At 44.0% G+C, this 24,150-nt stretch carries 26 protein-coding genes; 25 read left to right on the top strand and 1 reads right to left on the bottom strand.

The genetic code is table 11. The features are described from left to right. Positions 1-180 precede the first annotated feature (180 nt). The 23 genes from ABEQ24_RS14290 (at position 181) to ABEQ24_RS14180 (ending at position 22,064) form a co-directional block, all read left to right on the top strand. On the top strand, positions 181-1,407 hold the full coding sequence (locus tag ABEQ24_RS14290; protein WP_430007405.1) for an acyl-CoA dehydrogenase: 1,227 nt from the start codon (positions 181-183) through the stop codon (positions 1,405-1,407). A gap of 11 nt (positions 1,408-1,418) precedes the next feature. Continuing rightward, positions 1,419-2,195 carry an SDR family oxidoreductase gene (locus tag ABEQ24_RS14285; RefSeq protein WP_430007404.1) on the top strand — a complete coding sequence of 259 codons (777 nt, stop codon included), beginning with the start codon at positions 1,419-1,421 and terminating at the stop codon, positions 2,193-2,195. 16 nt (positions 2,196-2,211) lie between these two features. Next, positions 2,212-3,387: a thiolase family protein gene (locus tag ABEQ24_RS14280; protein WP_430007403.1), complete on the top strand. Its 1,176-nt coding sequence runs from the start codon at positions 2,212-2,214 to the stop codon at positions 3,385-3,387. Continuing rightward, positions 3,387-4,139 (top strand): SDR family NAD(P)-dependent oxidoreductase, encoded by a 753-nt coding sequence (locus tag ABEQ24_RS14275; RefSeq protein WP_430007444.1) that lies wholly within the window; start codon positions 3,387-3,389, stop codon positions 4,137-4,139. The genes ABEQ24_RS14280 and ABEQ24_RS14275 overlap by 1 nt, the downstream gene beginning before the upstream one ends. Positions 4,140-4,208: 69 nt before the next feature. After that, complete coding sequence (locus tag ABEQ24_RS14270) at positions 4,209-5,819, top strand: long-chain-fatty-acid--CoA ligase (RefSeq protein ID WP_430007443.1); 1,611 nt, start codon at positions 4,209-4,211, stop codon at positions 5,817-5,819. Between the two features lie 82 nt (positions 5,820-5,901). Further along, a complete protein-coding gene (locus ABEQ24_RS14265) occupies positions 5,902-6,465 on the top strand; it encodes a TetR/AcrR family transcriptional regulator (protein WP_430007402.1) in 564 nt (187 codons plus the stop codon). Positions 6,466-6,541: 76 nt separating this feature from the next. Beyond that, positions 6,542-7,426 (top strand): 3-hydroxyacyl-CoA dehydrogenase family protein, encoded by an 885-nt coding sequence (locus tag ABEQ24_RS14260; RefSeq protein ID WP_430007401.1) that lies wholly within the window; start codon positions 6,542-6,544, stop codon positions 7,424-7,426. Then, positions 7,423-8,205: an enoyl-CoA hydratase gene (locus ABEQ24_RS14255; RefSeq protein ID WP_430007400.1), complete on the top strand. Its 783-nt coding sequence runs from the start codon at positions 7,423-7,425 to the stop codon at positions 8,203-8,205. Before ABEQ24_RS14260 ends, ABEQ24_RS14255 begins: the two co-directional genes overlap by 4 nt. Positions 8,206-8,220: 15 nt before the next feature. Continuing rightward, positions 8,221-8,628 carry an acyl-CoA thioesterase gene (locus ABEQ24_RS14250; RefSeq protein WP_430007399.1) on the top strand — a complete coding sequence of 136 codons (408 nt, stop codon included), beginning with the start codon at positions 8,221-8,223 and terminating at the stop codon, positions 8,626-8,628. Positions 8,629-8,653: 25 nt separating this feature from the next. After that, a complete protein-coding gene (locus ABEQ24_RS14245) occupies positions 8,654-9,709 on the top strand; it encodes a phosphotransferase family protein (protein ID WP_430007398.1) in 1,056 nt (351 codons plus the stop codon). Between the two features lie 2 nt (positions 9,710-9,711). Next, positions 9,712-10,455 (top strand): 2-phosphosulfolactate phosphatase, encoded by a 744-nt coding sequence (locus tag ABEQ24_RS14240; RefSeq protein ID WP_430007397.1) that lies wholly within the window; start codon positions 9,712-9,714, stop codon positions 10,453-10,455. 14 nt (positions 10,456-10,469) lie between these two features. Next, complete coding sequence (locus ABEQ24_RS14235) at positions 10,470-11,234, top strand: SDR family NAD(P)-dependent oxidoreductase (RefSeq protein ID WP_430007396.1); 765 nt, start codon at positions 10,470-10,472, stop codon at positions 11,232-11,234. Positions 11,235-11,247: 13 nt separating this feature from the next. After that, positions 11,248-12,027, top strand: coding sequence for an enoyl-CoA hydratase/isomerase family protein (locus tag ABEQ24_RS14230; RefSeq protein WP_430007395.1), 780 nt, complete (start codon positions 11,248-11,250; stop codon positions 12,025-12,027). Between the two features lie 5 nt (positions 12,028-12,032). Next, complete coding sequence (locus ABEQ24_RS14225) at positions 12,033-13,016, top strand: quinone oxidoreductase family protein (protein ID WP_430007442.1); 984 nt, start codon at positions 12,033-12,035, stop codon at positions 13,014-13,016. A 298-nt stretch (positions 13,017-13,314) separates the two neighbouring features. Beyond that, entirely contained in the window at positions 13,315-14,181 is an 867-nt protein-coding gene (locus ABEQ24_RS14220; RefSeq protein ID WP_430007394.1) for a branched-chain amino acid ABC transporter permease, read from the top strand. Next, complete coding sequence (locus ABEQ24_RS14215; protein WP_430007393.1) at positions 14,178-15,158, top strand: branched-chain amino acid ABC transporter permease; 981 nt, start codon at positions 14,178-14,180, stop codon at positions 15,156-15,158. Before ABEQ24_RS14220 ends, ABEQ24_RS14215 begins: the two co-directional genes overlap by 4 nt. Further along, positions 15,158-15,937 carry an ABC transporter ATP-binding protein gene (locus ABEQ24_RS14210; RefSeq protein WP_430007392.1) on the top strand — a complete coding sequence of 260 codons (780 nt, stop codon included), beginning with the start codon at positions 15,158-15,160 and terminating at the stop codon, positions 15,935-15,937. Before ABEQ24_RS14215 ends, ABEQ24_RS14210 begins: the two co-directional genes overlap by 1 nt. Further along, positions 15,915-16,622 (top strand): ABC transporter ATP-binding protein, encoded by a 708-nt coding sequence (locus tag ABEQ24_RS14205; RefSeq protein WP_430007391.1) that lies wholly within the window; start codon positions 15,915-15,917, stop codon positions 16,620-16,622. Before ABEQ24_RS14210 ends, ABEQ24_RS14205 begins: the two co-directional genes overlap by 23 nt. A gap of 73 nt (positions 16,623-16,695) precedes the next feature. Then, entirely contained in the window at positions 16,696-17,859 is a 1,164-nt protein-coding gene (locus tag ABEQ24_RS14200) for an ABC transporter substrate-binding protein (RefSeq protein ID WP_430007441.1), read from the top strand. A gap of 153 nt (positions 17,860-18,012) precedes the next feature. Then, entirely contained in the window at positions 18,013-19,680 is a 1,668-nt protein-coding gene (locus ABEQ24_RS14195; protein WP_430007390.1) for a long-chain-fatty-acid--CoA ligase, read from the top strand. Between the two features lie 4 nt (positions 19,681-19,684). Then, entirely contained in the window at positions 19,685-20,686 is a 1,002-nt protein-coding gene (locus ABEQ24_RS14190; protein WP_430007389.1) for a phosphotriesterase family protein, read from the top strand. Positions 20,687-20,802: 116 nt separating this feature from the next. After that, positions 20,803-21,759 (top strand): NAD(P)H-dependent flavin oxidoreductase, encoded by a 957-nt coding sequence (locus tag ABEQ24_RS14185; RefSeq protein WP_430007388.1) that lies wholly within the window; start codon positions 20,803-20,805, stop codon positions 21,757-21,759. A gap of 35 nt (positions 21,760-21,794) precedes the next feature. After that, positions 21,795-22,064, top strand: coding sequence for a UPF0223 family protein (locus ABEQ24_RS14180; RefSeq protein WP_430007387.1), 270 nt, complete (start codon positions 21,795-21,797; stop codon positions 22,062-22,064). A gap of 46 nt (positions 22,065-22,110) precedes the next feature. On the opposite strand, the gene ABEQ24_RS14175 is transcribed toward ABEQ24_RS14180, so the two are convergent. Continuing rightward, the gene (locus ABEQ24_RS14175) at positions 22,111-22,749 is read right to left on the bottom strand and encodes a YktB family protein (RefSeq protein ID WP_430007386.1); all 639 of its coding nucleotides are present in this window, start codon (positions 22,747-22,749) and stop codon (positions 22,111-22,113) included. Between the two features lie 252 nt (positions 22,750-23,001). On the opposite strand from ABEQ24_RS14175, the gene ABEQ24_RS14170 reads away from it, so the two are divergent. Both ABEQ24_RS14170 and ABEQ24_RS14165 read left to right on the top strand, forming a co-directional pair. After that, complete coding sequence (locus tag ABEQ24_RS14170; protein ID WP_070879022.1) at positions 23,002-23,190, top strand: hypothetical protein; 189 nt, start codon at positions 23,002-23,004, stop codon at positions 23,188-23,190. Positions 23,191-23,347: 157 nt separating this feature from the next. Continuing rightward, on the top strand, positions 23,348-24,139 hold the full coding sequence (locus ABEQ24_RS14165; protein WP_430007385.1) for an inositol monophosphatase family protein: 792 nt from the start codon (positions 23,348-23,350) through the stop codon (positions 24,137-24,139). Positions 24,140-24,150: the final 11 nt, after the last annotated feature.

The raw sequence follows: 24,150 nt of genomic DNA, 5'->3' as shown, positions 1-24,150 counted from the left end.
TGAATTATATCACTTTCCTTTTAGATTGAAAAGGTATTTTTCAAAGGAGGAAAAAACGGTAAAAGATTTAATTTGGCAGAATTTTTAGAATAATAGTTGTCTTTTTTGGCAGTTACATATTATGATAGAAGTAGATTTACATACCAACCGGTTAGTAAGTTAAAAGAAAGGGTGATTTTGTTGAACTTTACTTACTCTAATAAGGTGATTGACTTACAAAAACAAGTGACAGCTTTTATGGAAGAATTCGTTTATCCGAATGAAAAGAAGTATGAAGAACAATTAAATGCGCAGGAATCCAGATGGTCTGAAATTCCATCTATTATGGAAGAGCTGAAAATGAAAGCAAGGGAAAAAGGATTATGGAATTTATTTTTGCCACAAAGCGAATACGGTGCAGGCCTGACAAATTTGGAATATGCGCCGCTTTGTGAGATTATGGGCCGCTCATTGCTGGCACCAGAAGTGTTTAACTGTGCAGCACCTGATACGGGAAACATGGAGGTCCTAGTCCGCTACGGCACAGATGAACAAAAAGACAAATGGCTGAAGCCGCTTCTTGCGGGAGAAATCCGATCATGTTTTTCAATGACTGAACCGGATGTCGCCTCAGCCGATGCAACGAATATCGGAGCAAGCATTATACGTGATGGGGATGAGTATGTTATTAACGGAAGAAAATGGTGGTCTTCAGGAGCGGGAGACCCGCGCTGCAAGATTGCTATTGTGATGGGGAAATCCGATTTTAACGCATCAAAGTATGAACAGCAGTCGATGATTTTAGTTCCTCTTGATGCTGAAGGGGTCAAGATTGAAAGAGTGCTGCCTGTTTTTGGCTATGATCACGCTCCGCACGGCCATGCTGAAATCACTTTTACTAATGTAAGGGTGCCTGTTTCAAATATGCTGCTTGGGGAAGGAAGAGGTTTCGAAATTGCACAGGGCCGCCTTGGACCGGGAAGAATTCATCACTGTATGAGATTGATCGGGGCAGCAGAACGTGCACTTGAAGAATTATGTAAGCGTGTTCAAACGAGAGAGGCGTTTGGCAAACCGATTTCAAGCCAGGGTGTCATCAGAGAATGGATTGCCGACTCACGCATTGAAATTGAGCAGGCGCGCTTACTTACATTAAAAGCGGCTTATATGATGGATACTGTCGGGAATAAAGCAGCTAAAACGGAAATCGCGATGATTAAAGTCATTGCGCCGAATATGGCTCTGAAAGTAATTGACCGGGCTATTCAGGCATTTGGTGCGGCTGGAGTCAGCGAGGACACACCGCTTGCCGCTCAGTGGGCAAGTGCCAGAACACTTAGAATTGCTGATGGTCCGGATGAAGTGCATCGCGCACAGCTTGCAAGGCTTGAGCTGAAAAAATACGACGTAAATCTTCAGACAGTATAAGGAGGGGCAGCATGCACATTAAAGAAATGTTTGATCTGACAGACAAAGTGGCCATTATCACCGGCGGAGGACGCGGGCTCGGCGAGCAGATGGCAGAAGGATTTGCACAGGCGGGTGCATCACTTGTCCTCTGTTCGAGAAAAGCAGCGGCATGTGAAGATGTAGCCTCGCGATTAAGGAGCGAATATGGAGTAAAAGCCATCGCATTATCTTGTGATGTGACAAATAGCGAAGATGTGAAAAATGCTGTAAAAACGGCACTTGAAGAGTTTGGGAAAATTGATATTTTAGTAAACAACAGCGGGGCAACATGGGGCGCTCCTGTTCAGGATATGCCGCTTGAAGCCTGGAATAAGGTTATGAATGTGAATGTGACCGGAACCTTCCTCATGTCACAGGAAGCAGGCAAACATATGATGAAACAAAAGAGCGGGAAAATCATTAATATCGCTTCTGTAGCAGGGCTTGGCGGAACAGACCCGCGTTATATGGATACGATTGCCTACAATACAAGTAAGGGTGCTGTCATTACTTTTACGAAAGATCTTGCCGTGAAATGGGGACAGTACAATATTAATGTAAATGCTATTGCACCAGGATTCTTCCCTACTAAAATGTCACAGGTGATCATTGAAAACGGGAAAGATCATTTCCTGAATATCACTCCTCTTAAACGTTTTGGAACGGATCAGGATTTAAAAGGCGCTGCCCTGTTTTTGGCGGCAAGGGCTTCTGATTTTATCACAGGTGATGTTCTCGTCGTAGACGGCGGAACACATGCCATGTAAGGAAGGGGAATGTTAAATGAACCGTGATCCAGTCATCGTGGCTGCTGTCAGAACTCCAATTGGAAGACAAGGCGGAGCACTTTCATCAATGGAAGCGAGTGAATTTGGAGCCATTGTAATAAAAGAAGCAATGAACAGAGCAAATGTATCTGCAGATATGATTGATGATGTCATTTTTGGTAATGTCCTCTCAGGCGGCGGAAATATTGCGAGGTTAACAGCCCTGTCTACCGGTCTTTCTCTTGATATACCTGGCCTTACTGTGGACCGTCAATGCGGATCAGGCATCAATGCTGTCAATCTTGCAGCGCAGGCGATTAAAGCGGGCGACGGAGACGTTTATATTGCAGGCGGCACAGAAAGCATGTCTCTTGCTCCTTATTTAATGGAGAAACCGAAAAAACCATTCAGTCCGGCACCGCCGAGATTTAAGTCAGCTGTGCTGTCGCCAAAAGAAATCGGCAATCCTCCTATGGGAATTACAGCTGAGAATCTGGTTTCCAAATATGAGATCAGCCGCGCGGAACAAGATGAATATGCTCTCCGCAGCCAGCAGAGAATGGCAGCTGCTGTATCAGAAGGAAGATTTGACGAGCAGATTGTTCCTGTAGAAATACGTCAGCGAAAAGGAGACCCTTTCTTGTTCAATGCGGATGAACATCCCCGTCCAAATACAACGCTCGAAGGTTTAAAAGCATTGGGTCCTGCTTTTAAAGAAGGAGGAACAGTAACCGCAGGAAGCAGTTCCGGGCTGAATGATGCTGCATCGGCAGTTGTGGTCATGTCACGTGAAAAAGCTTCGGAACTTGGCTTGACGCCGCTTTGCACAGTAAAACAGTATGCTGTTGCAGGTGTCGATCCGAATATTATGGGAATCGGTCCTGTTCCAGCAGTAATAAAAGTGCTTGAAAGAGCAAAGTTAACACTCGGCGACATGGACATCGTTGAGCTGAATGAAGCATTTGCCGCACAAGTCCTGGCTTGCGACCGGGAACTGAATTTTGATCACAGCAAGCTGAATGTAAACGGGGGTGCAATTGCCCACGGCCACCCGCTTGGAGCAACTGGAGCCATTTTGATGACTAAGGCAATCTATGAGCTGAAGCGCTCAGGCGGACGATATGCCTTGATCACGGCGTGTATTGGAGGCGGCCAGGGAATTGCGACGATTATAGAAAGAGAGATTGATTGATGAGACTTGCCGGAAAAGTTGCGGTTGTAACTGGGGGAGCGGGCGGCATTGGCAAAGCAACAGCCATGCTGTTTGCAGAACAGGGAGCAAAGGTAGTAATCGGCGATTCCAACTGCGAAGCAGGAGAAATAACGGCTCATGAAATCAGGGAGAAAAACTTGACATGCCTTTTTGTTAAAACGGATGTGACAGACTCTGATGATGTTCAGGCATTGCTGAAAACGGCTGAAGTGGAATATGGCGGACTTGATATTCTCTTTAACAATGCCGGTGTGTCTAATCAGAGCGTGAAAATCGGCGATATGGAAACAGAGGAATGGGACCGGGTCGTTGACATCAATTTAAAAGGTGTTTTCTTGGGAATCAAACATGCCGTCCCATACATGCGGCAAAGAGGCGGAGGTTCAATTATCAATACGTCAAGCGTCCTCGGAATGAAAGGGAAAAAGCGGATGGCTCCATATAATGCATCAAAAGCAGGTGTAATTGCTCTGACAAAGAATGCCGCTCTTGATTATGGCAAAGAAAATATCCGTGTAAATGCGATTGCTCCTGGAGTGATCGATACTTCTATCATCGATGAGTGGCGCAATGATGAAAGAAGATGGGAAATCTATACAAAATCGAATGCTCTTGCACGAATTGGACAGCCTGAGGAAATCGCAAAGGCCGTCTTGTTTCTGGCAAGTGATGATGCTTCTTATGTGACAGCAGCCACGCTGCTTGTAGATGGGGGAACAATTACCTTTTAATCATCGGCTCTTTTTCGCGAGAGCTGTATGAAATGACAGCAAAAAAGAGCCTAACCATAAAGGAGGAACCTGCAATTGGATAAATGGTTTGCAAAGTACCCGGAGCATGTGCATCATGATTTTGACATACCTTACAAGTCGATTCCCCAAATGTTTGAGGAAACCGTACATAAGTATGGTGAAAAAGAAGCAATTTCATTTTACGGGAAATCTATTTCTTATCAGCAAGCTGCTGGAATGGTTAATGCTTTTGCATCTGCCCTTCAGAAAAAAGGCATTCAAAAAGGCGACCGGGTGGCGATTATGCTTCCAAATTGCCCGCAGTATGTTGTTGCTTATTATGGTGCATTAAAAGCTGGGGCCATCATCACACAAGTAAATCCAATGCTTGTGGAAAGAGAACTGAACCATATCCTGAATGACTCTGGGGCAGAAACAATCGTCGTTTTTGATGCTCTTTATCCAAGGGTAAATGCAATTAGGGAAAATACTAAATTAAAGCAAGTGATAACAGTGAGTCTTCAGAAAGAATTCACACCAGATCCAGGTGATTATTCGTTTCAGCAGTTTTTGGGAATGAGTTCAGGAGAAGTGCTGCCAATTCAGATTGAACCGGAGCATGATATTGCGGTCCTGCAATATACAGGCGGAACGACCGGACGATCAAAAGGGGCCATGCTCACACACCGGAATTTAATGGCAAACATTTATCAGTCGTATGAATTTTTTAAAAATGAAGTGAAATCAGGCTCAGAGCGCTGCTTAACTGTTATTCCATTGTTTCATGTATTTGGGATGACATCCTGCATGAACTTAACGGTTCTTCGGGGCAACTCCATGATCATGCTGCCGCGTTTTGATCTTGAAGAAGTGATGCAGACGATTAAACGCGAGCAGCCGACGATTTTTCCGGGAGTTCCGACCATGTATGTAGCAATCACAAACCATCCAAAAGCAGAAGAATACGGAATCAGCAGCGTCCGTATTTGCAACAGCGGAAGCGCTCCAATGCCTGTTGAACTGATTAAAGAATTTGAACGGAAAACAGGTGCGAAAATTTTAGAAGGATACGGCTTATCCGAAGCAGCCCCTACGACACACTGCAATCCTCCGTTTGGAAAGCGGAAGCCGGGCAGTGTCGGCATCGGGGTGCCTGGAACAGCATATAAAATTGTCGATGTAGCAACCGGACTGGAAGAGACTGCAGCAGGGACTCTCGGAGAAGTGATTATAAAAGGTCCTCAGGTAATGAAAGGATACTGGAATATGCCCGAGGAAACAGCCAATACCATTCGGGATGGCTGGCTCTATACAGGGGATATCGCAAAAGTCGATGAGGATGGATATTTATATATTGTCGACAGGAAAAAAGATATGATCATTGCCAGCGGATACAATGTTTATCCCCGCGATATTGAAGAAGTTTTATATGAGCATGAAGCGATACAGGAAGCAGTAGTCATAGGCGTGCCTGATCCTTACCGCGGTGAGACAGTTAAAGCCTTTGCTGTATTAAAACCAGGGAAAACGGCAACAGAAGAAGAAATTATTTCATTTTGCCGCAGTCAATTGGCATCCTATAAAGTGCCTGCCATTATTGAGTTCCGCGAACAGCTGCCAAAGACAAGCGTCGGGAAAATATTGCGGAGGGCTCTCAGAGAAGAAGGTGTAAAAAGCTGAATAGAAAGCAGATAAACTATGAATCTCATGATAAGGCTTATGGTATAATCTCTTTAATCTAGGCTAGAGAGGATTAGGCATAATGAAAGAAAAAATCATCCAGCAAAGCATTCAGCTATTCGGAGAAAAAGGGTTTAAAGAAACATCAATCCAGGATATTGTAGACGCCCTGAGTGTCACAAAAGGCACGTTTTATTATTACTATAAAAGCAAAACTGAGCTGTTAATGGCCATACACTTAAAGTACATTGACGATCTTCTGCGCAAACAGGAAGAAATCATCCAGGATGATGAGAAAATGTACAAAGATAAATTGCATGAGATGGTTTATATGCTCATTCATGATATTGAAAAAGAGGGATTAAGCGCAAAGGTCTTCTTCAGGGAAATGAGAAATTTGAGTGAAGAAGATATGGCAGAGGTAGTTGCAAAAAGGGATCTATTCAGAGTGAAGATTCAGCAGGTGCTTGAAGCGGGAATTGCTGCAGGCGAATTCCGCTCAGATCTGCCGATGGATATTGTCACATTCGGGATTTTGGGCATGACGAACTGGAGTTATTTCTGGTTTGATCCAAATGGCCGCGTATCGGATCGGGAAGTATCGGACATTTTTCTGAAAATGGTGCTTGAAGGATTAAATAAATAGAGGGGTTTTCGGGGAACCGGGAATTTCTTTGTCTATAACATACCGACTGGTTAGTAGTCGTTAGGGGAGGATTCTGATGAAAAAAGAGGATATTCAGCAAATTTCGGTCATTGGAGCAGGACAGATGGGACATCAAATTGCAATGCTGTCTGCGCTTGGAGGCTATGAAACCATTTTACAGGATGTACAAGAAAGCGCTTTAGAAAAAGCGGAGTCAACCTTGCATTCCATCATGGATAAATGGGTGAAAAAATCTAAACTGACAGAAGAAGCGAAGCAGGCTGCTTTTTCAAGACTGAAATTCACATCGTCACTTGAGCAAGCAGCAAGTCATGCAGATTTCATTATTGAAGCTGTAGTAGAGAAGCTTGATGTGAAACGGGATCTCTTTGCAAAACTGGATCTGCTTGCAAAGCCGCATGCTATTTTGGCCTCCAACAGCTCAACGATTGTGAATTCTCTGATCGCATCTGCAACAGATCGGGAAGACAAAGTCGTGAACATGCATTTCTTTTTCCCGCCTCTTGTCATGGATTGTGTAGAAGTCGTCATGAGTGAGAAGACCTCAAACGAAACAGCTGAATTAACAATGGATGTTTGTAAAACAATCAACCGCACAGCTGTGCTTTTGAAGAAAGAAATCTCAGGTTTTATTGCCAATCGCATTTTAGGAGCACTTCAGAGAGAAGCTGTTTTCCTTTATGAAGAGGGCTATGCAAGCTATGAAGATATCGATATTATATGCCGCAAAGCCTTAAATCATCCAATCGGCCCGTTTGAATTAATGGACTTATCAGGAATTGACGTTGGATATTACGTCATGCAGCAGCGGTACGCTGAGTCAGGAGATCCAGCTGATAAACCGTTCGCTTGCATTGAGCAGAAAGTAAGACAAGGTGATCTTGGCCGAAAAACAGGCAAAGGCTGGTACACATATCAAAAAGAAGAGGTGAAAAAATGACAGAGCGCGCCGTTTCATATGAAAAAAAAGGAGCAATTGCCGTCGTAACGATCAATAATCCTCCGCTTAACGTCATGAACCAGCAGGTGACAAGGGAGCTGAAAGAAGCTTTTGCAGCACTTAAAGAAGACAATGAAACCGTTGCCGTGATCCTTACTGGTGCTGGAGACAGGGCGTTTATGGCCGGAGCTGACATTAAAGAGTTTCCTGATCTGATCGGCAGAAAAGGAATCAAAGCAAATTTCCTTGAAGGCCATGCATTCCTGAATGGGATTGATCAGTTTCCAAAGCCGACCATCGCCGTTTTAAACGGGCTGACTTTTGGCGGAGGCTGTGAACTCGCTTTAACATGCGATCTCAGGATTGCTGAGGAGCATGCTCAGGTCGGACTTCCGGAAATTAAGCTCGGATTGTTCCCTGGAGGAGGAGGCACACAAAGACTGCCTCGCACAGTAGGAGATGCAAAGGCAAAAGAACTCATGTTTACTGGTGATCCAATCGATGCAGAGGAAGCCAAAAATATTGGACTTGTATCCTATGTCGTTCCTAAAGGGGAAGGCATCCAAAAAGCGCTGGAACTTGCAGGCCGTATGACGCGCCATTCACTTCCTGCCCTATCCAAAATCAAAAAAGCAGTTGATCAGGGACTCAGCAGCTCACTTGAAGAAGGACTCGATCTTGAAGCAGAATTGTTTGAAGAAGTATTCCAGACAGAAGATATCAAAGAAGGCGTACAGGCATTTATAGAAAAAAGAAAGCCTGCTTTCAGCCATAAATAAAGGGATGTGGGCTCTATGCATGAAGCACGGGTGAGAGTAAGGTTTTGCGAAACAGATGCGCTCGGACATGTGAACAATACGAGTTACTTTATTTATCTGGAAGATGCAAGAGTACAGTTTTTTGAAGCATTGGGCTACTCTATGTCTTCAGGGGACTGGCCGTTTATCCTTGCAAGAGCGACATGTGATTTTCGCGGCCAGGCTTATTTCAACGAGCATCTGATCATTAAAACCGCCGTTTTGAAAATCGGTTCAAAAAGCTTTACCGTTCTTCATGAAATAACGGAGCAGGAGACCGGAAGGCTGATTGCCGAAGGTGAAGCAGTCATTGTCACATTTAATTTTAAGACTCAGGCGACAGAAGCCATGCCGGAACATCTTAGGGTGAAGCTGAAGCGGTTTGCTGCAGGGATAAAAATCTGAATCTTCAAACAAAAGAGGTGATTCAATGTCGCAAATCATTCCAGTACGTACAGGGGAAGAACTGAATACAAAGATCCTTGAAAACTGCTTAAGAACGGAAATTCATGATATTCCCGGAGGTTCCCTCCAAATTGAACAATTTGGCACCGGCGCTTCAAATTTAACGTACGCTTTGAAAATAGGGGATTGGGAAGCGGTATTGAGACGGCCTCCGCTCGGTCCAGTTGCCCCTAAAGCTCATGATATGGAAAGAGAGTATACCATTTTGAAAGACTTGCATCCTCTTTTTCCGCTTTCACCCAAGCCCTATTTTTTCAGCAGCGACGAGTCCATTGCAGGCAGTCCGTTCTTCGTCATGGAAAGACGGCACGGTGTACTGGTGGATACAGAGCTCCCAGCGGGAATGGAGGCATCAAAGAAGCTCGGCCACTCCCTTTCTGAGCTGATGGTGGATACGCTTGTCAGTCTTCATGACGTTACATATAAAGGAACAGCGCTTGAAAAGCTGAGCAAGCCTGATGGCTTTATGGAGAGACAGGTGAACGGCTGGATTGGCCGCTATCACAGGGCAAAAACCGATGATATTCCTGAAGTGAAACTGCTGACAAAATGGCTGGAAGAAAAACTGCCGTCATCCCCGGAACCGACTGTGATTCACTATGATTTTAAATTGAATAATTCATTGTTTTCAAAAGACTTGAAAACAATGACTGGTTTATTTGACTGGGAAATGACCACAATAGGAGATCCGCTTGCAGATTTAGGCGCCGCCATGAGCTACTGGATGGAGGAGGGGGATCCTGAATCGCTGAAAAAGGGAATGGGCAAGCCGTCGATTACAACAAATGGGACCTTCTATTCAAGAGATGAGTTTATTGAAAGTTATGCGAGAAAAAGCGGAAGAGATGTCACAAATATTCATTATTACACGACATTTGCCACATTTAAGCTGGCTGTCATTTGCCAGCAGATTTACTACCGCTATAAAAAAGGTCAGACAAGTGACCAGCGCTTTGCAAGGTTTGGGCCTTTTACAGAAACACTGATCCAGCATGCTCTGCGCCTGGCACAAAAGGACTGACTATGGGGAAAATACATGTCGTGACAAGAAAAGAAGAAATTGATGAAGTCAAAATGGAGAATAAAATAGCGGTTGTTTTTGATGTATTGCTCGCAACATCCACCATTGCAGCCGTTATTCATCATGGGGCAGTTTCCGTTATCCCGGTGCTGAATGAGGATCAGGCAAGGAAATGTGCAGCTGGGATATCCAATGATGAGTACATTCTGGTCGGCGAATACGAAGGCAGAACGATTGAAGGATTTCTCGATCCCAACCCTTCCGCTCTTAAAGACACAGCATGCGGCAAAAAAGTCATTTTATCCACTACTAACGGAACGGTTGCGGTTCATAAGAGCAGCCCGGCTAAAAAAGTTTATGCCTGCTCGCTTTTAAATTCCAGGGCCGTCGCAGATGCTCTTTTAGCTGCACATGAAGATGAAACAATCATCATCGTGTGTTCAGGTTCATCCGGAGAGTTTAGTCTGGAAGACTTCTATGGTGCAGGATATTTAATTCATCAGCTGACAGCTCAGGACGGCTGGAACCTCAGTGATTCTGCCTTGACGGCAAAATTATTTTACGAAGGCAGCATTCATGAGCCAGCAATGATTCTTGGACAGTCAAGAGTTGGGAAGATGCTTGAAGAATATGGATTTAGAGAAGAAATCACTTTTATCAGCAATCGGGATTGTTTCAGCGCAGTGCCGGTATTGATAGGAAATGAACTGGTTGATTCCCGCCGGATAAAGGCAAGTTCCAACTGAAAGGAAGAGTGCGCATGAGATTTAAGCATCAAGTGGCTGTCGTTACTGGAGCCGGAAGCGGCATTGGATTTGAAACGGCGAAACGATTGATTGCAGAAGGAGCAAAAGTCATTCTTGTCGGCAGAAATGAAGAAAAGCTGACAGCAGCGGCTGAACAGCTGAACACTGCTGATACTGCAGCTTATCCATTCTCTGCGGATGTGACAAAGGAAGAGGATATCAGTGCTTTGCTGACTTATGTAAAAGAAGAGTTTGGAGACCTGCATATTCTTGTAAACAATGCAGGAGGATCCGTGCATTCAAGAATCATGGAAACAACTGCAGAACAATGGGATTTTGTTCAGGATGTCAATTTAAAAAGTGTCTTTCTTGTCTCAAAAGCACTGGGGGGCTATATGGCAGAGCGAAGCGATGTAAGGAACGAAAATAGAGCAATTGTCAATGTTGCTTCGCTTTCAGGACATAAAGCAGGTGCTGAAATACCTCATTACAGCTCAGCTAAAGCAGCGGTCATTAATTTCACCAAAGCCTTAGCTTATGAGTTTGCACGTAGTGGGATCAGAGTCAATTCTGTATCACCGGGCTTTATTGAAACTCCGCTTACTGAACCTGGTCTTCAGAACGCGAGATTTCAAGAAGCGATTAAGCGGAATACCGCATTAAAGCGGGTTGGTAAACCTGAAGAAATTGCAAACATTATTGCATTTGCCGCTTCACACGAAGCGTCATATATGACCGGTTCCGATCTGCTTGCAGACGGCGGCTGGCTGATTACATAAATCAAGGAGGAGATTGTTAATGAGCGATTTACTTGTAGAAAAAAGCGGGAATGTACTGTTTTTAACATTGAACCGTCCTGAAAGGCTGAATGCATTCAGCGCAGAAATGATTTTAGCATTAACAAATGAGGTAAATCAGGCAAAAGCAGATGACAGTATAAGAGCTGTGGTTCTAAGCGGTTCAGGCAGATCTTTCAGTGCCGGCGGTGACGTGAAAACAATGGGTGAAGCAGACGGGCAGCAAGTATACGACCACATCGGACGCTTGAACGAATGCATAAAAGCATTCAAGGACCTCGACAAGCCGATTATTGCAGCTGTACACGGATTCGCTGCTGGCGCAGCCTTTAATCTTGCCCTTGCATGCGACCAAATTCTTGCAGCAGAAGACAGCAAGTTTGTGATGAGTTTTTCACAGGTGGGACTGATCTCTGATGGCGGCGGCCTCTATTTCCTTCCGCGCATCATCGGTCCTTATAAAGCGAAGCAATTGTTCTTCAATGCTGAACCAATTACATCAGCTCAGGCAGAGGAGTATGGGATTGTAAACAAAGTGGTTCCGTTAGAGCAGCTGAAGGATGAAGCTGTTTCCTATGCCCATAAGCTTTCACAGGGACCTGTAAAGGCTTATGGAATGATGAAAAAAATCATTAATGCTTCTGCGGTCAGTACACTAGAAGAAATTTTGGAGCAGGAACGGATTGCCCAGACCCTGATGATTTCGACACAAGATCATCAAGAAGGCATTCATGCATTTAAAGAAAAACGCAAGCCAGTCTTTCAGGGGAAGTGATGATGATGAGAGCGGTTCAATTAGAAGAATACGGCGGTCCTGAAGTATTGAAAATGGTTGAAATGGACGTCCCAACGCCTGCAGAAAAGGAAGTTTTAATCAAAATAGAAGCAATCGGCGTGAACTATGCAGATACAGCGAGAAGAGAAGGCCAGTATGTCATTGATACACCTCTTCCGTTTGTACCCGGTGCAGAGGTGGCGGGAACGGTTGAAGAAATCGGCAGTAATGTTACCCGCTTTAAAAAAGGCGATAAAGTCGTCACGCTCCTTGGTTCCAGCAGAGCAACCGGCTATGCGGAATATACAGTAGCGGAAGAAAGAGGGTTAATACCTGTACCTGCCGGAGTGGATGTCAAACAAGCGGTATCGCTTCCTCTTCAAGGGCTCAGTGCTTATCACATATTAAAAACAATGGGGCGGATTGAACAGGGTGAAACGGTTCTGATTCATGCGGCTGCAGGCGGAGTAGGGACAATTGCTGTTCAGCTTGCCAAGCTGTTTGGCGCGTCAACTGTCATTGCAACCGCTAGTACTCCGGAAAAAAGAAGTCTTGCTGTAGAAATGGGAGCAGATGAAGCGGTGGATTATACCAAAGAAGGCTGGGAGAAGGAAGTGCTGCAGCTGACAGGAGGAAAAGGTGTAGATGTAGCGCTTGAAATGGCTGGAGGTGATGTGTTCCGTAAGACACTATCCTGCATGGCGCCGTTTGGCCGTCTTGTTGTCTATGGCGTGGCGAGCGGTGAACAATCACGGCTTAATCCGTCATCACTTATGGCACAAAATCTGTCGGTCATCGGTTTTTTCCTGCCGCAGATTATGAGAAAGAAAGAGTTATATTTACAAAGTCTGTCAGATCTGCTCGGTTATCTTCAAAGCGGGGAGTTAAAGCTTACAATCGGGGGCGTCTATCCTTTAGAAAGTGCGCAGGAAGTCCATCAGTTGCTGCAGGGAAGACAAACAAAAGGAAAACTCATTTTAGTGCCTTAAATGATAATAGCGGAATCGGCTTTCAAGTTCCGGCAGAAATGTCTAAGCATAACTAAGAATTTGTTTGTTTCCGCTTGTAGGAAATGAGTGATATTCATTCATTTTCTCTATAAAAATGCGGCCCGTCCGGGTATGAAAAGGGCCGCATAATATTCTCTAACATTCTGCAGATTCTTCTACTAATTCCGCCTATATGCTGAAAAATACACTTCATATTTATACAGACTTCTTAATTACGGACACAGCGTATTCAACTATTTATTCATTTTCAGATACAAAAAAAGTAAGGGGGCCCGCTATGGAACTATTACTTCAGCAATTATTCAACGGCATCACAATTGGAAGCGTTTACAGTCTGGTTGCCTTAGGTTTGACGCTCGTTTTTGGCATTCTTCATATCCCTAATTTCGCACACGGATCCTTTTATACAATTGGAGCTTATGTAAGCCTGCTGTTTATGACACAGTACGGCATCAATTATTGGATTGCCATGATTCTGTCCATTTTCATTGTGGCTGTTTTAGGGATTTTGTGCGAACAGTTTGTATTCAAATTCTTAGGGAATGTGAATCCGATGAGAGTAATGGTGGCCGCCATTGGGCTCATGCTCTTTTTCGAAGCACTGGCTCACTTAATATGGGGCACAGATTATAAACAAATGCCTACGCCTTTTTCAGGAGTGGTGGAGATTTTTGGCTTGACTCTGACCCAGCAGCGGATATTGATTGTTGTTTCTTCGGTTCTATTAATGCTTGCTCTTCATTTTTTCCTGACAAAAACGATGACAGGCGCCTCAATTGTGGCCATGTCGCAAAACAGGGAAGGGGCGTTTTTAGTAGGAATAAATGCAAACATGGTTGCCATGCTTACATTCGCCATTGCAGCAGGTCTTGCTTCTGCAGCGGCAACACTTGCATCCCCTATTAATCTCGTCTTTCCGACGATGGGGAGTCTAGTTATTATGAAAGCTTTTGTCATTATTATTATCGGTGGCATGGGGAGCATACCAGGGGCGATTGTCGGAGGCTTTCTCCTTGGTTTAACAGAAAGCCTTGGTGCTACCTATTTATCAAATGATTATAAAGATATGATAGCCTTTCTTCTCTTAGTGGCTATTCTAACGATTAAACCAACAGGATTATTTTCAAAGGGGGCGCGCACATGAAGGTTCAAAAACTTGTGCTGCTTGGTATCCTGCTGATCACCGTCTTATTTCCGCTGATGTCTCAAAATCACTATCATAAGCAAATTATCATTCTCGTCATGATTTGGTCGATTGCGGTTTACGGATTAAATATCATCTCTGGTTTTACAGGGCAGCTCTCACTTGCACACGCCGGTTTTTTTGCCTGCGGGGCATATACCCTCGGGATATTGACGGCAACCTATCAGCTGAATTTCTGGCTTGCTTTTCTTGCTGCTCTGGCAGTTACAGTAGCCTTGAGTTTCTTAATTGGTTTAATCGCGCTCAGGACGAGACATCACTTTTTTGCGATTTACACGATGTGTGTCGGTTTCATTATTTATTTGACCATTGATAAATGGGATGAGGTCACAGGGGGAGTCAGAGGTCTTATTGGCATTCCTGTTCCGTCGCCAATCGGGCCGATCACGTTTGAGACAATCGAATCTCAATATTACTTCATTCTGCTTTTCCTGCTTGGAACGATTTTTGTGGTGAAAAGAATAAAAGATTCTCTTTTGGGAAGAACACTGCTTGCGATTCGCGGGAGTGAAGATCTTTCAAAAACGATCGGCATCAATATTATGAAAAATCAGCTGCTGTCATTTGTCCTGTCTGCCTTTTTTGCTGGGCTCTCCGGCGTGCTTTATGCAGGGTTTATCCGTTTTCTCGGCCCGGACATATCTGCTATCACAGTGACGTTTGAAATGCTGATGTATTTGCTTGTCGGAGGGATTGGAACAATGACAGGGCCAATTCTGGGAACATTTTTAATCGTTTCGGTCACACAATCTCTTCAATTTTTAGAAGAGTACAGAATGCTGATTTTCGGTCCGATTGTTGTGCTGATCATGCTTTTTTATCCGAAAGGGCTTGTCGGCAGTTATCATTCTGTGAAAACATATCTTGCCAGCCGCAGGACAGCACCGGTAAAAGAGAAAGTAAAGGAGGCAGGCTGATGCTGATCGAGATTAAGCAATTGACGAAATCATTTGGCGGTCTAACGGCTGTGAATCACGTTGACCTTGGAATTGAACAAGGCAAGATTACCGCCATTATCGGACCTAATGGAGCAGGGAAGTCCACATTTCTGAACTTGATCAGCGGCTTTCATTCACCTACGTCCGGCAGCATTCACTTTGAAGGAAATGATGTGACTAAAGCCAAACCGGCAAAAATGGCAAAGCTCGGAATCGGCAGAACGTTTCAAACGACAAACTTGTTTTCGGATTCAACCGTTATTGACAATGTTCTGATCGGCTACCGTCTCCGGACAAAAGCCCATCTGTTTGACGGCATTTTCAACAGCAAAAGGGAAAGAGCGGAACAAAAAGCGTGTTATGACAAAGCAATGGAGGCTCTGTCTTTCTGCGGCATTGAGCATTTGGCAGGAGAGGTAGCATCCTCCATTACCCAGGAATCGCAAAAAAGGGTTGCCATTGCGCTTGCGCTTGCAACTGAACCGAAGATCGTGCTCCTCGATGAGCCGGCGGCTGGTGTAAACCCTGATGAAACAGATGGGTTGTCAGAGCTCATACTCAAGCTGAAAAACCGCGGCTATACCGTCTGCTTCATCGAACACAAGATGAAGATGGTCATGAGTCTCGCAGATAAAGTCATGGTACTGAATCACGGCAAAAAAATTGCTGAAGGTCTGCCGCGGGATATTCAGTCGGATCCAAATGTCATCGAAGCCTATTTAGGAGGACATGCCTATGCTGAAGCTGCAACATATTGATGTCTATTACGGCCGCTATCAGGCGCTTAAAAATGTTTCGATGGAGATCGGACAGGGCGAGCTGGTTACGATCCTTGGTGCAAATGGAGCAGGGAAAAGCACTTTATTCAATACAATCTCCGGGCTGAATAAAGTATCAGGGGGACAAATCATATTTGATGAAGCAGAAATCCATAACAAACCTCCCCACAAGCTTGTCAGGTCCGGGATTGTCCAGTGTGCAGAAGGAAGAAAGCTGTTCCCGGAAATGTCCGTTTACGAAAACTTGAAAATGGGAAGCTACAGTCACCGCAAGGAAAAAGAGATGGTCAAACAGAGGCTGGATGAAATTTATGCTCTCTTCCCGATTTTATTTGATAAAAGAAAAGATGCAGCAGGCTCATTAAGCGGTGGACAGCAGCAGATGCTTGCGATTGGCCGGGCGCTCATGTCCCACCCGAAAATTCTCCTTTTGGACGAACCGTCGCTTGGACTTGCACCGCTTATCGTTGACCAGATGTTCAAGGTCATCCAGGAAATCCATAAAAATGGCACCACGATAATGCTCGCGGAACAAAATGCACATGCAGCTCTCTCCATTTCTTCAAGGGGATATGTCATGGAGAGCGGACAGCTTGTTATGGAAGGCTCAAGGGATGAACTGTTTGATAACGAAGAGATTAAGCGGGCTTACATAGGCGCATGATCATAGCTTTTTAGTTTCATGAAAGAAAACAAATGAAAAAATAGGGGGAATCAATGTGATATCGCTGAAAAAAATGGGTCTTGTTCTTGGATTGTCTATTTCTTTATTCGGACTCACAGCCTGCAATTCAAGTGAATCGTCAACTGCTGCGGGAGACTCAGGTTCAAAAGACGGAACCGTCAATATCGGTTTTAGCGGTCCTCTATCAGGCCCTGCGGCATTTTACGGGGAAAATACGCTAAGAGGTTTAACGATGGCTGCAGATGAGATCAATAAAGAGGGATTTGAAGTAGACGGGAAAAAATACAAAGTGAAAATTGTTTCCCTTGATGATAAATATCTCCCGAATGAAACAGGTACAAACGCACGGAGACTTGTGCAGGAAAACAAAACTCCAATCGTTTTTGTTCCGCACAGCGGAGGTGTTTTCGCCACTCAAGTCTTTAATCAGCAGGAAAATTTCATTATCGGGGCCTACACAAGTGAGCCTAAAATACAGGAGCAGGGCAATAAACTCACCTTGAGCATTCCTTCATCTTATGATGCTTATCCGGAACCATATGCGGATTATCAAATGGAGCGGTTTGGGAAAAAGCTCGCTTTAATTCCAACGGCAACCCAATACGGCAAAGACTGGACGGCGACAATTAAACCGGTTTGGGAGAAAAAAGGCGGAGAGATTGTCTTTGACGGCTCTGTCGATTTCAGCAAAGAAACTGACTTCTTTACAATCATGACAAATGCCTTAAAAGAAAAGCCGGATGTGCTTTTTGTCGGAGGACCCTCCCAGCCGACAGCTCTTTTGATTAAGCAGGCGCGGGAGCTTGGTTTTAAAGGCGGAATCATGATAATGGATCAGGCAAAATTTGAAGAAATGGAAGTCGTGCTTGGAGGATATGAAATGCTTGAAGGCGGAATTGGCACCCTTCCTATTAAACAAAGTGATGCACCTGGGGGACCGGCATTTGTTGAAAAATATGCAGAAGTAAGTGATGGCGTGCCTACAGCCGAAAGTGCCTTTAACTATCAGGCTCTGCATGTTGCAGTAAAGGCCATGCAGGCAGCAGGCACAGTGTCCGATCCGGCTAAAATTATGGAAAACATGGAGGAGGGAATTAAGAACCTCGAAGACGAGCAGATGGTCTGGCATTTAACGGGCATCGAAAACAATGGATTTGACTGGGAAACTTCCATATACGCTGTAGAAGACGGAAAGCTAGTAAATATCAAAAAATAACAATATGGAGTTTCCCGGCTGCTGTGCCGGGAAACTCTCTTTCATTATCATGAACAAGGTTTTCAAAAATATTTTATTTAGAAAAAGGTATTTTTCAGAAAAGTTAGAAATTAAATTGTAAGCGTTACCTTAAATATGGAGAGGTGTGAAATTTTGATTCAAACACATTTTGAACATTGGCCGGTAAGAGTTCCCTATACGTTAACAGTTCCCGAGACAACACTTTATGACAATCTTGAAATATCAGCGGGGAGATATCCTGATAAAACAGCGATTTATTATTATGGTGCCGAAATTACATACAGGCAGCTTCTGCGCGAAGTTGATGCACTCGCAGGATTCCTGGAAAAGAAATTATCCGTTACGCGCGGTGAAAAAGTTCTTTTGTTCGTCCAAAATTCCCCTCAGTTTGTCATCGGCTATTATGCCATTCTTAGAGCGGGCGCAGTTGTTGTTCCGATTAATCCGATGAATACGGCTGAGGAGCTGAGGTTTTATATTCATGACTGTCAGATGAAGACAGGCATCATCGGAAGTGAGCTGTACGAACGGGTAAAGCCTGCTGTTGATTCAACAACACTTAAAAATGTCATTATAGCTGTTTACGCTGATTATCTTTCACCTAAATCGTTTGAAGATGATATACCGGAAGAAGTCAAAAGAGGTGCTGAAGAAGTTTTAGATCATTATCCTTGGAAAGATGCTGTGCAGGGATTATGGTGTCCATCTGAAATGACAGTCCTAGCAGATGATTTGGCTGTATTGCCTTATACTTCCGGCACAACCGGCTTGCCAAAAGGATGCATGCATACACATCGGACTGTTCAGGCCAATACCTTTGGGGGCTATCACTGGCTGAATGCCACGTCTGATGCCATCTGCTTAGCAACCTTGCCTCTTTTTCATGTAACAGGAATGGTGCACAGCATGCATATCCCGATTCTTTCGGGAGCAACTGTCGTGATGATGACGAGGTGGGACAGGGAATATGCAAGGAAAGTCATTCGCGAACTAAATGTGACACACTGGATCAACATCAGCACGATGCTGATTGACTTTTTAGCAAACCCTGCGCTTGTAAAGGAAGAGATGTCATCCTTAATGAACTTAGCAGGAGGGGGGGCAGCTCTGCCTGCTGCTGTAGGGGAAAAGCTGTATAAAATGACAGGTCTCAAATTTATTGAAGGATATGGACTGTCTGAAACCATTGCCCAGACACATTTCAATCCGCCGGACCGTTCGAAGCTGCAGTGTCTTGGCATTCCTTCTTTTGATGTGGACGCAAGAGTCATCGATCCTGTTCATCTGACTGAGCTAGGAACTGGGCAGGAAGGCGAGATCGTTGTTTCCGGTCCGCAGATTTTCCTTGGCTATTTTAATCGAGATGAGGATAATGAAAAATCTTTTATTACTATTCAGGGCAAGAAGTTTTTCAGAACAGGAGATATCGGCAAACGTGATGAGGAGGGGTACTACTTTATTGTGGACCGTGTCAAACGGATGATCAACGCATCAGGATTTAAAGTGTGGCCGACGGAAATTGAAGGTGTTCTGTATCAGCATCCAGCCGTGCAGCAGGCATGCGTCGTCGGGATTCCTGATGAAAGACGCGGTGAAACCGTTAAAGCGTTCATTATCTTAAATAAAGACTTTGAAGGGAAAATAGATGCAGAAGAAATTGTGAACTGGTCAAAAGAAAGAATGGCCGCTTATAAATATCCGCGGCATGTTGAATTCAGAGATAGCCTGCCAATGACGTCAAGCGGCAAACTGCTTTGGAGAAAGCTTCAGGAAGAAGAAAAACAAAAGGTGGTGGGGTGAGAGAATGAAGCATTCTGTTGAAACAGTAACTGGACCTATAGAAGCGGATCAGCTTGGCAAAACGTTAATACATGAACACTTTGTGTTTGGCTATCCAGGCTTCCACGGCGATGACTCCCTGGGAGGCTTTGATGAACAGGATGCCCTTGAGACAGGGATTACGATTGCGCTGGAGCTCATGAGTCTCGGGGTTGACACAGTAGTCGATCCAACACCGAACGAATGTGGCAGAAACCCTGAGCTATTAAAGGAAATATCTGAGCGGACAGGACTTCAGATTGTGTGCGCAACAGGTTTTTATTTCGAAGGAGAAGGTGCAGCGCCGTATTTTAAATTCAGGCAGGGACTCGGTACAGCTGAAGAAGAAATTTATGAGATGTTTAAAAAAGAGATTACAGAAGGAATCAGGAATACCGGAATAAAACCAGGCATTATCAAGCTTGCTTCAAGTAAAGGAGTGATTACTGAGTATGAGCGAATGTTCTTTAAAGCTGCTGCACGGGTCCAGCGAGAGGAAGGCACGGTCATCCTTACTCATACACAAGAAGGGACAATGGGACCGGAACAAGTTGAATTACTGATTGAGCTTGGCTGTGATCCTAATAAAATTGTGATTGGCCATATGTGCGGCAATACAGATATAGAGTATCACTTGAAAGTTTTGGAAAAAGGGGCATTCATTGCCTTAGACCGCTTTGGCATTCAGGGCATGGCAGGGGCTCCAAATGATGACGAACGGATTAAAACGCTGCTGAAATTAGTATCCCTCGGCTATACAGATCAAATCATGCTGTCGCATGACACGGTTAATCATTGGATGGGAAGGCCGTTAGTTCTGCCTGAGGTGATTCAGGAAAAAATGAAAAACTGGCATCCTGCCCACCTATTTGAAAATATTATCCCGGAGCTTCGGAAACAGGGGATGCCTGAAGAAAACATCCGGACGATGCTTTATATCAATCCTTCGAAACTGTTTTTTCATCAGGAAGCAAAAATCAATTCTTGAAGATTTGAGGCAGCTTCTGCTGCCTTTTTTCATTCTCTTTAAAGGAGATAAATCACAAATAGAGAATGTGAGTAGATGAGGATTGTTTCAATTGTAAGAATGAAAGGGGAATTTTTATGAAATGGGAGACAAGAGTGACTGAGCTATTGAATATTCAATACCCAATCGTTCAGGGCGGACTCGCATACCTTGCCTATTCAGATTTGGCAGCTGCTGTATCAAACGCAGGGGGACTCGGCCAAATAACTGCCATGTCTCTTGGGGAACCTGAACTGCTTCGGGAAGAGATTGCAAAAGTCCGCAGAAAAACAAATAAGCCTTTTGGGGTGAATTTTGCGGTCGGTCAGCACGGCAGACCCTACTCAGATTTGCTGGATGTGGCAATTGAAGAAAAAGTGCCGGTGATTTCAATGACAGGAGGCAATCCTTCCGCTATATTTGATCAATTAAAAGGGGTAAACGTAAAAAAACTTGTTCTGGTCGCTGCCAGAAGACAGGCTGAGAAAGCGGAAGAGCTTGGAGCTGACGCCGTCATGGTTGTTGGACAAGAAGGAGGAGGCCACCTGGGGAGAGATGATACCGGGACGTTCGTATTAATTCCGCAAGTAGTTGATTCTGTGTCGATTCCTGTTATTGCATCAGGAGGGATTGGCGATGGCAGGGGTCTTATGGCTGCTCTTAGTCTTGGAGCAGAAGGTATCGAAATGGGAACGCGGTTTATTGCAACAAAGGAGTGTGTTCATGCTCATTCGGAATACAAACATGCTCTAGTAAACAGTTCAGAACGCGATACCGTTGTCATTAAACGCAGTATCGGTGCCCCGGCAAGAGCTCTTTCTGGACCTTGGACAGCCAAAATATTGGAGATGGAGCAAAAACAGGCAGATTATGAAGAGCTTAAAGATTATATTAGCGGACATGCTAACAAAAGATACATATATGATGGTATGATAGACAATGGTTTTGCCTGGGCCGGTCAAGTAACAGGCTTAATCCGCGATGTGCCAAGCGTCGAACAGCTTATGTCGAGGATGATCACTGAGGCCTCCGAGATAAGACAAAAGTGGAGTTAACTTACCACTCAACAGGAAAAGGCAGGTGAGGAACAATGGATTATCAATACCCGATTCAGCCTGATTGGAGCACAAATGAAATTATTGATGTGATTGCATTTTTCCAATCGATTGAAAAAGCATATGAAAAAGGAATCAGCCGGGAAGATTTAATGAAAGCGTACCGGAGATTCAAGGAGATTGTCCCGAGCAAAGCAGAAGAGAAAAATCTTTGCGATGATTTTGAAGAAATGAGCGGGTATTCTTCCTACCGCGCGATTAAAAAGAGCAGGGAAAGCAGCGATTCTGACCAGATCAAAATGTAAAAGGACGGGTTTATCCCGTCCTTTTGTGTAATTAAAAGAAGAAATTTTATGACACGGCAGCCTTTTGAGCAATAGTATAAAGAGGCAGGAGCGTTTTGAATGTTTCTTCTATTTTATCTGTAAATTCTTTTCCGTTCATTTTAACGGCATCCTCGCGCTCAATTTTAATACCGCATAATAGTTCCGCTTTTTTGACGGTTTGAAGGCGTTCAAACATTTTCTTGAAATCATCCTCGCTCAAGTTTTTTTGAACAGATACATCGGGTTTTGTATGGTCACCCGACCAGACGAAATGATCCGGGATCCCTGATCGCATTTTACTCCAGTTTTTTGCAAGCTCAGCACCGTACTGGTCTTTTACAGGCGATTCATAAATAACCGCAAACCAGGCAAAAGCATGGGTTTCCCATAAGCCGATTTGAAAATGGGGCAGCATTTTATATCCGCGTTTATTGCTTGCAAAAGCTACCCATGTATCTTTAGGCGGGTTAACTGAACGGCGGGCATGCTTTGCAACGTGTGCATACATTTCATCCCCGGTCATTCCTGAGAGATCAGATGCAAATCTTTCACCTAACTGCTCAAGCTTTGGTCTAATTATTTGAATTAAAGCTTCCATTCGCTCATCTAATCCGGCTATTTTAAAAACATCAAAATCTTCATTTGTAAAACCTTTAAAGTCCATCTCTCCAACCTCCTGATCACAGTGCATGCGAACATTTTAGCACACCAGCACGCATATTCGAAAGAAACTTGCACGTTTCGACACTTTGAGAATGTGGTATTAAATAAGTAATAGGTAAATACACAATTTTCAGTTCCAAGTTGCATCCTATTTTCAAGTTTCATATCATATATAAAAATATCAGAAAATTTCGTTAAAAGAAAAGTCGCTGGATAACTATTATAGACAATATTTGAAAGGGGCGGTAGAAAGATGAAGCAAATTGTAAAAACTACTGGACAAAAGGAATCGGATAATCGTATTGGGGTGCTGAAACTTGAATTAGATTATGAATTGGCCACCCTTTATGACGCCATGAGCGAAAATGATGAAACAAAGAAGAATGAATGCAAACGAAAGCTTGAAAGATTAAGAAAAGAATGGCTAAGACTGCAGGCTTAAATGCTTCAAACAAAGCGAACCTCGCTACAGGGTTCGTTTTTATCTGAGCAAATAATTTTTGAGGACCAGGAGGCGCCCTTTGCTTGCTTTCCATAATTTCCTTGCGTTATTCTTAATTTATATAAGCAGCTTATCTACATAGAAAGAAGGTTTATACATGGCAAATTGGTCTAAGATCGAAAGTGATGCAAAATCATGGATATATACAGCAGGAGAAACAATCCGCCAGTCCTTTCAGAATGTGCTCCAAATCCAGTCTAAATCGAATCCGGATGATCTTGTTACCAATATGGATAAAGAAACCGAGCAATATTTGATTTCAAAAATTAATGAAACCTATCCAGAGCATCGAATTCTTGGGGAAGAAGGTTTTGGCCACGACATTCAGTCTTTAGAGGGAATCGTCTGGATTGTGGACCCGATTGACGGGACAATGAACTTTGTTCATCAGCAAAGGAATTTCGCCATCTCAATTGGTATTTATGAAGATGGGGTTGGACAAGTTGGTCTTATCTATGACGTTGTACATGATGAGCTGTACCATGCTGTCAGGGGCAATGGTGCATTTATGAATGATTATAAACTTCCTGAACTTAAGGATGTCCCGTTAAACCAGGCTGTGATTGCTTTGAATGCAACATGGGTCATGGAAAATAAACGATTTGATCATAACTTATTAGTTCCTGTCGCAAAAGCGGTGAGAGGGACAAGGTCATATGGGTCGGCAACACTTGAATTTGCTTACGTTGCATCTGGCAGGCTTGACGCGTATATTACGCTCAGACTCGCACCCTGGGATTTTGCTGCCGGTCTGATTTTACTTGAAGAAGTTGGGGCAAAAGCAACAACTTTAGATGGAGAAAAAATAAATCTGCTTGGACAAAACAGTATTTTCGTTGGGAAAAAAGGAATTCATTCGACCATTCTAAAGGATTATCTGCACAAGTAAATGCTGAAATC

Origin of the sequence: Metabacillus idriensis, assembly GCF_050483325.1 — a bacterium.
Taxonomy (GTDB): Bacteria; Bacillota; Bacilli; order Bacillales; family Bacillaceae; genus Bacillus_P; species Bacillus_P idriensis_A.
This window is presented reverse-complemented; position numbering and strand designations above follow the sequence as displayed.

Coding starts and splice junctions, on each gene's coding strand:
- ABEQ24_RS14255 (WP_430007400.1), top strand. CDS start 7,423: ATGACAGAGCGCGCCGTTTCATATGAAAAAAAAGGAGCAATTGCCGTC.
- ABEQ24_RS14275 (WP_430007444.1), top strand. CDS start 3,387: ATGAGACTTGCCGGAAAAGTTGCGGTTGTAACTGGGGGAGCGGGCGGC.
- ABEQ24_RS14210 (WP_430007392.1), top strand. CDS start 15,158: ATGCTGATCGAGATTAAGCAATTGACGAAATCATTTGGCGGTCTAACG.
- ABEQ24_RS14260 (WP_430007401.1), top strand. CDS start 6,542: ATGAAAAAAGAGGATATTCAGCAAATTTCGGTCATTGGAGCAGGACAG.
- ABEQ24_RS14200 (WP_430007441.1), top strand. CDS start 16,696: ATGGGTCTTGTTCTTGGATTGTCTATTTCTTTATTCGGACTCACAGCC.
- ABEQ24_RS14280 (WP_430007403.1), top strand. CDS start 2,212: ATGAACCGTGATCCAGTCATCGTGGCTGCTGTCAGAACTCCAATTGGA.
- ABEQ24_RS14190 (WP_430007389.1), top strand. CDS start 19,685: ATGAAGCATTCTGTTGAAACAGTAACTGGACCTATAGAAGCGGATCAG.
- ABEQ24_RS14235 (WP_430007396.1), top strand. CDS start 10,470: ATGAGATTTAAGCATCAAGTGGCTGTCGTTACTGGAGCCGGAAGCGGC.
- ABEQ24_RS14220 (WP_430007394.1), top strand. CDS start 13,315: ATGGAACTATTACTTCAGCAATTATTCAACGGCATCACAATTGGAAGC.
- ABEQ24_RS14240 (WP_430007397.1), top strand. CDS start 9,712: ATGGGGAAAATACATGTCGTGACAAGAAAAGAAGAAATTGATGAAGTC.
- ABEQ24_RS14225 (WP_430007442.1), top strand. CDS start 12,033: ATGAGAGCGGTTCAATTAGAAGAATACGGCGGTCCTGAAGTATTGAAA.
- ABEQ24_RS14215 (WP_430007393.1), top strand. CDS start 14,178: ATGAAGGTTCAAAAACTTGTGCTGCTTGGTATCCTGCTGATCACCGTC.
- ABEQ24_RS14285 (WP_430007404.1), top strand. CDS start 1,419: ATGCACATTAAAGAAATGTTTGATCTGACAGACAAAGTGGCCATTATC.
- ABEQ24_RS14265 (WP_430007402.1), top strand. CDS start 5,902: ATGAAAGAAAAAATCATCCAGCAAAGCATTCAGCTATTCGGAGAAAAA.
- ABEQ24_RS14165 (WP_430007385.1), top strand. CDS start 23,348: ATGGCAAATTGGTCTAAGATCGAAAGTGATGCAAAATCATGGATATAT.
- ABEQ24_RS14185 (WP_430007388.1), top strand. CDS start 20,803: ATGAAATGGGAGACAAGAGTGACTGAGCTATTGAATATTCAATACCCA.
- ABEQ24_RS14170 (WP_070879022.1), top strand. CDS start 23,002: ATGAAGCAAATTGTAAAAACTACTGGACAAAAGGAATCGGATAATCGT.
- ABEQ24_RS14205 (WP_430007391.1), top strand. CDS start 15,915: ATGCTGAAGCTGCAACATATTGATGTCTATTACGGCCGCTATCAGGCG.
- ABEQ24_RS14250 (WP_430007399.1), top strand. CDS start 8,221: ATGCATGAAGCACGGGTGAGAGTAAGGTTTTGCGAAACAGATGCGCTC.
- ABEQ24_RS14245 (WP_430007398.1), top strand. CDS start 8,654: ATGTCGCAAATCATTCCAGTACGTACAGGGGAAGAACTGAATACAAAG.
- ABEQ24_RS14180 (WP_430007387.1), top strand. CDS start 21,795: ATGGATTATCAATACCCGATTCAGCCTGATTGGAGCACAAATGAAATT.
- ABEQ24_RS14175 (WP_430007386.1), bottom strand. CDS start 22,749: ATGGACTTTAAAGGTTTTACAAATGAAGATTTTGATGTTTTTAAAATA.